1 protein-coding gene is annotated in these 251 nt (G+C 41.0%); it reads right to left on the bottom strand.

The features are described 5' to 3' along the window. Nucleotides 1-251: transposase (locus ADH81_RS10550; RefSeq protein WP_161800917.1), on the bottom strand; the 251-nt coding region annotated here is incomplete at both ends.

Raw genomic sequence — 251 nt, 5'->3', positions numbered from 1 at the left:
CGACTGAGATGTTGGACAATGTGAAAGCGGTCGAGAACGATTTTAGCGTTAGGAAAAAGTTTTTTGGCACAATCATAGTAGGGACTAAACATATCCATGGTAATGACTTTCACGCGACTTCTCATCTTTCCAGAATAACGAAGAAAATGATTGCGAATGGTCACTTGAGTCCGCCCATCCAGGATAGTTACGATCTTTCTGGAATCAAAATCCTGTGCAATGAAGCTCATCTTACCTTTCTTGAAGCTGTA

Origin of the sequence: Streptococcus pseudopneumoniae (assembly GCF_001072925.1) — a bacterium.
In the GTDB taxonomy this organism is placed as follows: domain Bacteria; phylum Bacillota; class Bacilli; order Lactobacillales; family Streptococcaceae; genus Streptococcus; species Streptococcus pseudopneumoniae_Q.
This window is presented reverse-complemented; position numbering and strand designations above follow the sequence as displayed.